General features: G+C 35.9%; 9 protein-coding genes, 3 tRNA genes and 1 pseudogene. 9 read left to right on the forward strand and 4 right to left on the reverse strand.

Annotated elements, in window-relative coordinates; all coding sequences use genetic code 11:
* Nucleotides 1-42: 42 nt before the first annotated feature.
* Together I5677_RS14750 and I5677_RS14755 are read right to left on the reverse strand one after the other, a co-directional pair.
* The gene (locus I5677_RS14750) at nucleotides 43-1,170 is read right to left on the reverse strand and encodes an ATP-binding protein (protein ID WP_197662412.1); all 1,128 of its coding nucleotides are present in this window, start codon (nucleotides 1,168-1,170) and stop codon (nucleotides 43-45) included.
* Nucleotides 1,171-1,182: 12 nt separating this feature from the next.
* On the reverse strand, nucleotides 1,183-1,983 hold the full coding sequence (locus I5677_RS14755) for a hypothetical protein (protein ID WP_197662413.1): 801 nt from the start codon (nucleotides 1,981-1,983) through the stop codon (nucleotides 1,183-1,185).
* Between the two features lie 451 nt (nucleotides 1,984-2,434).
* On the opposite strand from I5677_RS14755, the gene I5677_RS14760 reads away from it, so the two are divergent.
* The 4 genes from I5677_RS14760 (at nucleotide 2,435) to I5677_RS14775 (ending at nucleotide 5,115) form a co-directional block, all read left to right on the forward strand.
* Nucleotides 2,435-2,938, forward strand: coding sequence for a GreA/GreB family elongation factor (locus tag I5677_RS14760; protein WP_197662414.1), 504 nt, complete (start codon nucleotides 2,435-2,437; stop codon nucleotides 2,936-2,938).
* A 187-nt stretch (nucleotides 2,939-3,125) separates the two neighbouring features.
* On the forward strand, nucleotides 3,126-3,719 hold the full coding sequence (locus I5677_RS14765) for a TetR/AcrR family transcriptional regulator (RefSeq protein ID WP_197662415.1): 594 nt from the start codon (nucleotides 3,126-3,128) through the stop codon (nucleotides 3,717-3,719).
* Nucleotides 3,720-3,796: 77 nt separating this feature from the next.
* Nucleotides 3,797-4,783, forward strand: coding sequence for an aldo/keto reductase (locus I5677_RS14770; protein WP_197662416.1), 987 nt, complete (start codon nucleotides 3,797-3,799; stop codon nucleotides 4,781-4,783).
* A gap of 98 nt (nucleotides 4,784-4,881) precedes the next feature.
* Nucleotides 4,882-5,115, forward strand: a complete 234-nt coding sequence (locus I5677_RS14775; RefSeq protein WP_197662417.1) for a hypothetical protein — start codon at nucleotides 4,882-4,884, stop codon at nucleotides 5,113-5,115.
* Between the two features lie 199 nt (nucleotides 5,116-5,314).
* Here the strand turns inward: I5677_RS14775 and I5677_RS14780 are convergent.
* Both I5677_RS14780 and I5677_RS17370 read right to left on the reverse strand, forming a co-directional pair.
* Nucleotides 5,315-5,399 (reverse strand) — tRNA-Leu (locus I5677_RS14780).
* Between the two features lie 354 nt (nucleotides 5,400-5,753).
* Complete coding sequence (locus tag I5677_RS17370; RefSeq protein ID WP_279380769.1) at nucleotides 5,754-5,876, reverse strand: hypothetical protein; 123 nt, start codon at nucleotides 5,874-5,876, stop codon at nucleotides 5,754-5,756.
* 204 nt (nucleotides 5,877-6,080) lie between these two features.
* Here I5677_RS17370 and I5677_RS14785 point away from each other — a divergent pair.
* The 5 genes and pseudogenes from I5677_RS14785 to I5677_RS14805 all read left to right on the forward strand — a co-directional run bounded on the left by I5677_RS14785 (nucleotide 6,081) and on the right by I5677_RS14805 (nucleotide 10,682).
* A tRNA-Asn gene (locus I5677_RS14785) sits at nucleotides 6,081-6,152 on the forward strand.
* 396 nt (nucleotides 6,153-6,548) lie between these two features.
* Nucleotides 6,549-8,123 (forward strand): FAD-dependent oxidoreductase, encoded by a 1,575-nt coding sequence (locus I5677_RS14790; protein ID WP_197662418.1) that lies wholly within the window; start codon nucleotides 6,549-6,551, stop codon nucleotides 8,121-8,123.
* 177 nt (nucleotides 8,124-8,300) lie between these two features.
* Nucleotides 8,301-8,385 (forward strand) — tRNA-Leu (locus tag I5677_RS14795).
* Nucleotides 8,386-8,916: 531 nt separating this feature from the next.
* Nucleotides 8,917-9,351: pseudogene (locus I5677_RS17575) on the forward strand (anti-sigma-I factor RsgI family protein); the annotation flags it as partial.
* A gap of 1,142 nt (nucleotides 9,352-10,493) precedes the next feature.
* Nucleotides 10,494-10,682 (forward strand): hypothetical protein, encoded by a 189-nt coding sequence (locus I5677_RS14805; RefSeq protein WP_197662420.1) that lies wholly within the window; start codon nucleotides 10,494-10,496, stop codon nucleotides 10,680-10,682.
* Nucleotides 10,683-10,764: the final 82 nt, after the last annotated feature.

The raw sequence follows: 10,764 nt of genomic DNA on the forward strand, positions 1-10,764 counted from the left end.
GCTTGGTATTATATCAAATCCTGTAAGTATTCTGAAAGCAGGCTAATCACGGGTGAAAGCATAGGAGTCAAAATATAAATTTACAAAAGCTTCATTTTCAATCGCGTGTTGATAGGTTTTAGAATAGCTGTTTTTCATGTCTTTCATAATTCCAACCCTTAAATCTACGGGATAAATTTTTAATAATTCAATCAATCGGTCCACATAAAAATCAGCTTCCTGTGTGTTGTTTAAATTCATTTCTAAGAATTTTAATATATTCTTAGCAGATAGATAAAGTCTTGTATGACTTTCGTTTTGTATTCTTTCTATCAGCGTTTGGGAAAGAGAATCCTTTGTAAAAATATCCTCATAAGAAATCATAGGACTATAATCGGATTCAATAAAGCTAATAAACTCCTGCGCAATCAATTTACCGACATTTCCTTGTAAGACATTCAAAAATACGGATCGGGGTATGGAAGCTTCCTTTTTCTTAAATTCTTTATATATTTTTGATATTCTTTCATAGCTTCTTGGTGTGGCACGAACATCACCTTCGTTTTTCTTATGCAGATACTCCGGGAAGGTTGAGATAAATTCAATTACCTTCTGATCAATTCCTACATCGATGGCCCATTCGATCCACTGGATGTAGTCGGGTTCCATATATAACCACACAAAACGATTTTCCTGGGCCGCATCCATATCCACTACCTGATAATCAAACTCCGAGCTGTATTTCCCGGAGGGATTCATGGCGGCGATTATCTTGACACCTTCATCTAACTGATAACCATTAATTTCTCTATTTAGAATTAGATTCATTAGTTCCTGCTGCACGGTATGTTCACATCGATTGATTTCATCGATAAATAATAAGACGGTTTTTCCCTTGGATATCTCATCGTCAATTTTTCTTAACTTATGATGCACTGCATAAACAGTCGTTTTCTTAGAAGTTGTATCTCCATTTCCTTTCTTTTTTATATAAGAATCTATCGTTGGAAGTCCGCCGATTTCACCTTCTTTTAAGAGGTTGCCGTCAATAACGATTAAACTCCAATCATTTTCCCTCGCAAGCTCTTTGGCTAAAGCTGTTTTTCCGATTCCGCTTTCACCTACAATTAAAGGTACTTCCCCTGTCGATAGTACCAAGTCTACACTTTTTAGTGTGTCTATAAAATTCATCTTGTCACGCTCCTACCTCATCTTCAGTTTTTCGTCTACAGCAATTTTCTTTGCCTTTTTACTACCGTATTTGTGAAGAAACCTTAGTTTATCTACATGATTGATAGCACTATTATTTATGGTACTGTAATTAATAAAATTTCTAACGTATGTTTCTTCTACATCTTCCTGTGATAATACGTCTTTTAATACTTCTTCTAATTCTTCTTTTGATATGTCATTTATAACATATTTAAGTACTAATATGTTAATTTTCAAAAACTCTAATATTTTATCTTTATCTATGTCTTCAATAAATTTAATCGCCGCTTCATTTTTCTTAATCGCAATCAGTTCTGCATTATGGGAGGGGGAGTTAATAAATCTTAAGGCATCATAACTGATACTTACTGCCTCTTCCTGCACACTTTCGTAGGGATCTTCTATAAACTTAATTGCATCATAATGCTTTCTTACAGCTAATAATTGTAGTTCTTCACTGGGATTTGCCACATATTTGATAGCCCAGCCGGCTTGACTAAGAGCTAATTTAATGACCGAATCCGTTGGATTATGAATATACTCTAAGTTATTCCACCCGCCATTCACTGCTTTTATCATCATAGCTTCTGTGGGATTAGGAATAAATTTGATTGCTCGAGTATTATTATCAAGGGCTAGTTCCTGCATTTCTAAAGAGGGATTTTCGATATGTTCCAGTAATAGACCATTTTTCTTAATGGCAATTAACTTCATCTCATCGGTGGGGTTCTCTATATTGATGATTGCATTTGGATTTAATTTTAATAACTCAATCAGATTTTGTGCATCCATAAGGTTCCTTCTTTCCGGTGGGTTAGGTCAATGTTTATCGGAGGTAATTGTACTGGTAGTTAAAGGTATTGCTTATTAATATATTGGTATCTAAAGTTATTGCATATGATTATAAGTTATATCATAGAAACAGAGTAATTATAACACTATTATGTAACAGGGTCTATAAATGATGTTGATATTATAAGGTTAAGACATTGAAATTACAAGGTTATGTTACTTACTTTATTTCATATAAAAAGTAGTCTTAAGGATGCAGTCATATGGTGCATTTTATCTTACAGTAAAATGTAAAACCATAAGTTAAGCAATAAGTAAAGTAAAAATTAGAACGATGCTTCGGTTGATAAGAAAAGGATAATATTGTATAATTTTTTATAAGGTCAATAGTTTTAAGTCGTAATTATACAATACCATAATATTAATATAGATACAGTAGAGGAGAATAAGTATGTACGATAAAATAACACAAAAAGATGTTAAGAGAATGGAAGAGGAGATTGAACATCGTATTCTGGTGGTTCGTCCGGATACACTAAAAGATGTAAAAGAAGCTAGGGCTCATGGGGATCTGAGTGAGAATTTCGAGTATAAAGCAGCAAAAAAAGCACAAAGAGAAAATGAAAGCCGCATCAGATATTTGAAAAGGATGATTAAAACAGCGCAGATTGTATCGGAGGAATCTAACCAAGATGAGGTTGGATTAAATGATGCAGTTACCATCTATTATCCGGATGATGGAGAAGAAGAGACAGTTAAGATCGTCACGACAGTAAGATCGAATTCATTAAAGGGAAGGATTGGTATGGACTCCCCCCTTGGTAAAGCATTAATGCGCCGTCGGGTAATGGATAAGGTAAGTGTTAAAGTGGATGAGAATTATTCTTATGAGGTTGTTATAAGAAAGATAGAAAAGCTGGAAGATGACGGGGAAGATGAGATGAGGAAATATTGATCATTAATAAATGGTTTAAGTATATAAACGAAAGTAGTGTTAAATTCTGGTTGACAATTTCAAAATTATACCTTATTATAATTTTAACAACCGTTTGGTAGGCTATTTGGAGTTAGAAATCTATTACAATTCAGAAACCACATGATAAGATTAAGACCAATACAATACTACAAATAAAGGAGTTTTTATGGGGCAGGGATCTATTACAAAGGACCGTATATTTCAAGCAGCACTAAAACAATTTGCTCAGCATGGCTTTGAAGGTGCACGTATGGAGAAGATTGCAGCAGAGGTGGGTATTAATAAAGCTTCTCTCTATTTTCATTTTAAGAGCAAAGAAGAAATCTTTCAGGAGTTATTTCAAAACATTATAACAAAATATCAAGTAAAAATGAAACAAATTATGGCTGATACAAAGGACCTATCTACGAAAGATAAATTGATTGCTATCTATCAAAATTATTTAGAATATAATCTGAATAATCCTGAGATGGAATTCTGGAACAGAGTATACTATTTACCTCCTTCTAGTATCAGTGAAGAGGTTGTGAAAACCACAGTGGAATCTAAGAAAGATTTTATCTCTAACCTGACTGGGATTATGGAGGACGGTATAAAAAACAAAGAACTAAGATCTTCGAATCCTCAGCATATGGCGACTACGTTTTACTATTTGATCACTTGCATTGACTTATCCTCAGATTTGATGAGTAAAGAAGAAGCTTTTAATGAAATGGAGCATTGTTTTGATGTTCTATGGTCTGGAATAAAAGGTATCTAAATGCCTTTTATTTTATATTCTCAAACCTACCAAACGATAGGTAGATAAAAATTGTAATAATTAAGGAGGTTTTTAACATGAAGAAAAGAGTATTAGGAAGATCGGGAATTGAAGTTAGTCCTATGGGACTGGGATGCTGGGCCATTGGAGGCCAGTTTTATTTTGACGGGAAAATAGACGGCTATGGGAATACGGATGATAAAGAGTCTATAAAAGCAATTCATACAGCGCTTGATTTAGGTGTAGACTTTTTGGACACAGCAGATGCCTACGGCATCGGACATAGTGAACAGTTAATTGGAGAAGCATTGGAAGGTCGCAGAGACGAGGTAATTATAGCAACGAAATTCGGTTTCTTTGGTAACGAAGCGACAAAAACGTTACATGGAACGAATATCACCCCGGACTATATTGAAAGAGCCTGCGAAGCTTCACTACGCCGCCTAAGAACCGACTATATTGATTTGTATCAGCTGCATGTCGGTGAAATAGGACTTTCTGAGGTTGATTTCGTTGCAGATACTCTGGATCGGTTGGTTGCCAAGGGTAAGATAAGAACCTATGGATGGAGTACGGATAATTTAAACGCAGTAAAATTAATGTCCGATAGAGTAAACTGCAGTGCAATTCAACATCAATGCAATGTTGTAGAAAATAATCCGAAGATGATACAGTTATGTGAGGAGCAAAACTTTGCAAGTATTAACCGTAGTCCTTTGGCTATGGGATTGTTATCAGGAAAATTTAATAAAGATTCCTTTATCTCCAAGGATGATGTCAGAGGTGCAGGCCATACTTGGGCAGAATCTGCCTTCAAAGATGGAAGGCCCAATAAAGTGGTATTAGGAAAATTAGATGCCATCCGTGATATATTGACAAGCGGTGGTAGAACCCTAGTACAAGGAGCCCTTGCCTGGCTCTGGGCAGTCAGTGATGTTACCCTCCCTATTCCCGGATTTAAGACGGTAAAACAAATCGAAGAAAATGTGAAATCCATGGAATTTGGTCCACTTACGAAGGAACAGGTGAAAAGTATTGATGACATTATAAAGAGTTTAAGTTAATCATTTTCATCTGATGAAATGGATGCTTGATATATTAACATGTTTTTATGAATGTAAATTGAGCAAAATCCGGATACTATAATTCGGAGGTGAATCTTATGGATCCAATGTTTGGAAGCAATATAAATACAGGTCCAATTATGGCACCGATGAGCAGTTATATGTTTGCTCCAGGTATATTTTTCACAAATGATGAACGAGACGATTATCTATCCAAATTAGATTCTGATACCAGAGATTACGTAATGAAACATACTGACAGCTTCCGTACCAGACAGGATATTGAAGATTGTATAAACAGTTTGCATAGTAATCGAAAGAGAAAAGAGTAATATTAATTGGGCTTAAGGTTATACATTACAAAAAAAGAAGTAACTACTGATGTACGTCACTAGCTACTTCTTTTTTAAGTGCAATTGATGGGGACAACCTGAACTGTGTTCAGGTAAGAACCCCATCGGAGCTCAATTCACCCACTTTACTAAAATATAAGAGGTCCATAACTTGCGTCATGAACCACTTATTTTTTAGTGCAGTTGAGGGGACTTGAACCCCTACCCAGTTAACCCGGACTAGAACCTGAATCTAGCGCGTATGCCAATTCCGCCACAACTGCGTATGAAATTATCTTGTTTCCTTACGGAACGAATTTGATTATAACATACTGCATATTTAATTTCAATATATAAATTTATCAATCTCCCATGCATTTTTTTCTCAGTTTTATAGACACTGTTCTAGACTATAAGATAATTTCATGTTTTAGTCAGGAATTTGTTTATATAAAAAGCTTAAAACATTAGAATTATCTGTAGGTCCTAATATAGACGCATGGAATTCCACGGAATCTATTATAACTTTAGTACGATATAAGGGCTATAAAATCTATGCTCATAATAGGCTATACAAGCACGGACTGCGATATAGACTGTCGTATGAGGTGTCACATAAGAAAGATCTGTAATATCATCTAAGAAGGTATACTGTCTTTCTTTGTATCACAATAATAGATTTCATAATTCGTCACATAATCTTGGTTCTCCCAAGTTAATTTTGTATGGTTGGTATTATCAATCGGTACAATCTCTTTCATAACCTTACCATATTTATGAAGGCTACATTTACAAAAAATTATCCTCGTTGTAATAAAACTTGAATAATATAGCTCACAATGGATATATTATTATGGTCAGTCTTCTATTTAATGTATTTACAGATTATCTGATATTAGATTTTATAAAAATTATGGAAAATGTATTGACAACGTATAGACAACGTATTAAAATTACTAACGTATTCCTCGATAGCTCAATGGTAGAGCACACGGCTGTTAACCGTGGGGTTGTAGGTTCGAGCCCTACTCGGGGAGTTATTTTTTTGCAGACAGAAAGACAGATATAAACGGAGAGTTATAATAATTTTATACTATTAAAAAATGAGGCGTTTTGATAATCAACAGAGTTGTTGGTTATGGACGCCTTTTTTGAATGATTCAGACTTAATATAATACTGTTTATAAACTGTTTTATCATAGTTAAAATGAGAAAACATGATATGATACATGTTCTTAATCTAATAATTTAGATTTTTTATATTCAAAGTGTAAATAAGGGTATTAATTACTACGAAGCCGGATGCTATTCCTTTAATCGTTTAAAGAACGGATTTCTTTCTATATAAAATCAAATCAAATTCCATCTGAAAATTAATTAAATCCGCATAATCTATGATCATTCTGGTAAATATAGGCTTGAGGTGATTTGACATGGATATTTTATGGAAAGAAAACGGGACGTTTGAGGAAGGTAAGGAACGAAGCGAATCCCTTTGGGTACAAAAGAAGTACCGATATGGTAAGGATGAAGATAAAGAAGTCACAAAGAAGCCAAGACCTTCATTAGATAAGGATATTAAAGCAGAGGTGGCAGTGATCGGAGCAGGGCTGGCAGGCGTGTTAACTGCGTACTTTTTACAGGAACAGGGTATTAATGTGGTTGTTTTGGAGTGTAAGGAAACCGGTAGCGGTATGACTAAGAATACCACGGCAAAGATTACCTCTCAGCATGGTCTTATTTATCGAAAACTAATGATGTATAAAGGGGAAGAAAGAACCTGGGAATATGCAACGGCAAACCAGCAGGCACTTTTAAGATACCAGCAGATCATTAATTTATTGCAGATAGACTGTGATTTTGAGGTTCTTCCCAATTATATCTATACTCTGGATAATGAACTACGTATTAAGCAGGAGGTTGAAGCGGCTCAACGGGTAGGGTTACCGGCGGTGTATACGAAAGAAACTATGCTGCCCTTTAAAGTAAAGGCGGCAGTACGCTTTGATAACCAGGCTCAGTTTCATCCGTTAAAGTTTTTAGATGCAGTAGCGAAGGAACTTACGATATATGAGAATACGAAAGTAACAGAGATACACAAAAATGGCCTAATTAAAACCGATCAGGGAAGTGTTAAAGCGGATAAAGTTGTTATAGCCACCCACTATCCCTTCATTAATGTACCGGGATATTATTTTGCCCGATTACATCAGGAACGGCATTATCTTACTGCTCTGGAGGGTTGTAGGACAGACAACAGGGCTTGTCTTGACGGTATGTATCTGGATGCAGACCCGGACGGTTTTACCTGGCGTAATTACAAAAATTATCTGATTCTTGGCAGTGGAGGTCATAGAACAGGAAAATACCAACCGGTGGATGCCTATGCAAAGATAGAGAGAGCAGCCAGAAGATGGTATCCTGACTCCAGAATTATCTATACCTGGTCGGCACAGGATTGTATCACTCCGGACTCTATCCCTTATATCGGTAGGTACTCCGTTCGTACCCCTCACATTTATGTTGCTACAGGCTTTAATAAGTGGGGTATGTCAAGTTCCATGGTATCAGCAATGCTCTTGAGTGATGCAATTGCGGGAAAGGAGAATTCCTTCCGAAAAGTTTTCAATCCCCGAAGGCTTATGCTATCCGGCAGCAGGGTATTGGTAAAGGATGCGGCGATCGTTACCATCAGTTTGCTTTCGGAATATCTAAAAATTCCCCATGACAGATTAAAGGATATTGATCGTGGCAAAGCAGGTGTAATCCGTTACAACGGACAGCGAGTCGGAGTCTATCGGGATAAAGAGGATAAATACTATTTTGTTACCACAAAATGTCCTCATCTTGGGTGTAAGCTGGAATGGAACCAGAATGAGCAGACCTGGGACTGCCCTTGCCATGGCTCAAGATTCGACTACCGTGGAAATATGATCAATAATCCCGCGATGCGAAATACCTTTGATGCCTGTCAGAGAAGAAAGAAGAAGGGTAAGACTTCTGAATAATTTATGTATTGGATTTGATATAATAGGAAATTAAATGAAATTATAGTATAAAATCATGGTATGTGAATAATCTAGACTTGGAAGCAATATACAGATGTTTTTCAGTAAAAAAGTATTGCATTTCTATAACAGGGATGATATAATCACTATTGTTCGCTACAAAAGTGAACGATAGATGCAGTCGTGGCGGAATTGGCATACGCGCTAGACTAAGGATCTAGTGAGCATTGCGCTCGTACGGGTTCAAGTCCCGTCGACTGCATTAGATATAAAAGGCTGTTGACCTTAAAGGTCAGCAGCCTTTTTTCGACTCAGCATAGTCGAAAAAGCCACCAGATACATTCATATGATGGCTTTTTTCACTATGCTGAGATGTTAATCTTATTCAATTTTCTTATTTTCTCTATATTTAGAGCTTCCTATTATCACGCTTCAATATTATATATAGCTTTCACAGAACTAGGCGTATATAATTTCTAAGGAAAAATATACCTTACATACTCACCCCAAAAATTAAAATCAATATAACGAATATATATAGTAACACGATAAAGATACTTTCCGCGGAGTATCGTATCTTGTTTGTCATAAGTGGTTTGATGTGCTTATGCAAAGGTTCTTTTACAAATATAAACAGGAAAATAAGTATTAAGCTTAGTAATATTTAAAATCTAATAATAAGATGAAATCAATTTTATATTAAACTAATATTTTGAAGAGGAGAGCTGAGCAAATGAATAAAAAACTTAAAATGAAAGTATCCATAGTTGCAGGATTAGTTGCGGTGTTTATGATGATAGGTGTAGGTACACTGGTATATGCAAGTCCATATACATATGTTAGTTTAGATGTCAATCCTTCGATCGAATTTACTGTGAACCGTTTTAATCGTGTAATTAGTATTAAAGCAGTAAATGATGATGGTGAGGAAATACTGCAGGATATTTATATTGAAGATTTAGAGAATAAAACAATCAAAGAAGCAATTATTAAAACGGTTGAGCAGATATCAAAAGTCGGGTATTTTGATAATGAGACCAAAGGCGGTCTTGTAATAGCAACTTCCAGTGAAAACACAGTAATCGCGGAAGAATTAGCCAAGGAATTATCTCAAACGGTAGAACAGAAGACGAATGAAATGGGTAACAGCGTAGTAGTAGAGACTTTTAGTGTTGAAGAGGAGAATGTAAAAGAAGCTCTTGAGTTTGGTACTACACCTGGTAAACTAAAATTAATTCAGATTCTGCAGGAAGCGGCAGATGATTCTACTATAATTGTTACAGAGGAATGGATTAATAAGCCAGTTAAAGATATTATGGAAGCAATCGAAGAATATATTGAAGAAGTAGAAGAAGCAGCCGAAGAAGCAGAAGAAGCAGCAGAAGAAGAAAGCGAGATCGAAGAAACTGAGCAGCAGGATGATAATGACGTAGAGAATGACGAAGACGATGAAGATGACGACGAAGACGATGAAGATGACGATGAAGACGATGAAGATGACGATGAAGACGACGAAGATAAGGATGACTTAGAAGAAGCAATCGAAAGAGCACGTGAAAAAGCAGAACGTGCGATAGAGAAAGCGGAACGAGAAGCAGAACGTGCGGCAGAGAAAGCAGAACGAGAAGCAGAACGTGCGGCAGAGAAAGCAGAGCGGGAAGCAGAACGTGCGGCAAGAAAAGCAGAACGAGAAGCTGAAAAAGCCGAAAGAAAGGCTGAAAAAGCTAAGCAATTGGAAGAAAGAAGGCTTGAAAGAGAAAAAGATGCAATAGATAACGATGATGATGAAGATGATGATGAAGGTGATGACGAGAACGATGAAGATGATAGGGAAGGTAGAGGAAAAGATAAAAATAATGAGGATAGGGGAAATAGAAGGAAAGAAAAAGATGTAGACGAAGAAAAAGATGATGAAGATGAAGATGATGAAGATGAAGACGATGAAGATGATGAAGATGATGACAACGACGATGAAGATGACGATGATGAAGATGACGACGATGATGATTATGATGAGGAAGACTAATAAGAATTTGAGTTAATATCATTTTTAAAGGTTCCACAATAAGCCGAATACTTATATGAGTAATTGTTTTTATATGTATTATATAATCCCAGATTTGCAGTAATGGCTGAAGCCATGTCATGACTGCATTTTTGGGATTTTTTTGTACAAACATAGAAAGATTATGCATGAGGTTGTCGAATTAAGGAATATGTGGTATAATTACGAAATAATTGTCAATATAATAACGAGGATCAGAATTTAATTTTACATAAGAAAAGGGGGAGCGCAGGCTATGTTTGCGATATTTTGTGGTATTATAGTATCTTTCATGATACCCAGAATACATATCCTGCTCTGTGATTATGAAGTTAAGTGAGATACAGGTGAACACTCTGATTGAGTTACATTTTCTTTTTAATGATGAACGCCATAGATTATGCTTAGGACTACTTTATAAAATTAACAATTCCGTCTATATCTCGGCAATTAAAAATGCCGGTAAAACTATGCGTATACCGGTGTGGCGGAGCCACTATTCCGGTGGGTGGTGAGCCACCCGTCCGGAATAAATGAGCCACCGTTCCGGTATACTTGAGCCACACTACCGGATATTATTTATTTTTTATGCCATAT

The organism is Mobilitalea sibirica (assembly GCF_015999265.1).
In the GTDB taxonomy this organism is placed as follows: Bacteria; Bacillota; Clostridia; order Lachnospirales; family Lachnospiraceae; genus Mobilitalea; species Mobilitalea sibirica.

Bases quoted from the DNA above. Each gene is read 5' to 3' on its own strand.
- I5677_RS14805 (WP_197662420.1), top strand. From the start codon at position 10,494: ATGAAGTTAAGTGAGATACAGGTGAACACTCTGATTGAGTTACATTTT.
- I5677_RS14765 (WP_197662415.1), top strand. From the start codon at position 3,126: ATGGGGCAGGGATCTATTACAAAGGACCGTATATTTCAAGCAGCACTA.
- I5677_RS14775 (WP_197662417.1), top strand. From the start codon at position 4,882: ATGGATCCAATGTTTGGAAGCAATATAAATACAGGTCCAATTATGGCA.
- I5677_RS14750 (WP_197662412.1), bottom strand. From the start codon at position 1,170: ATGAATTTTATAGACACACTAAAAAGTGTAGACTTGGTACTATCGACA.
- I5677_RS14760 (WP_197662414.1), top strand. From the start codon at position 2,435: ATGTACGATAAAATAACACAAAAAGATGTTAAGAGAATGGAAGAGGAG.
- I5677_RS17370 (WP_279380769.1), bottom strand. From the start codon at position 5,876: ATGAAAGAGATTGTACCGATTGATAATACCAACCATACAAAATTAACT.
- I5677_RS14790 (WP_197662418.1), top strand. From the start codon at position 6,549: ATGGATATTTTATGGAAAGAAAACGGGACGTTTGAGGAAGGTAAGGAA.
- I5677_RS14755 (WP_197662413.1), bottom strand. From the start codon at position 1,983: ATGGATGCACAAAATCTGATTGAGTTATTAAAATTAAATCCAAATGCA.
- I5677_RS14770 (WP_197662416.1), top strand. From the start codon at position 3,797: ATGAAGAAAAGAGTATTAGGAAGATCGGGAATTGAAGTTAGTCCTATG.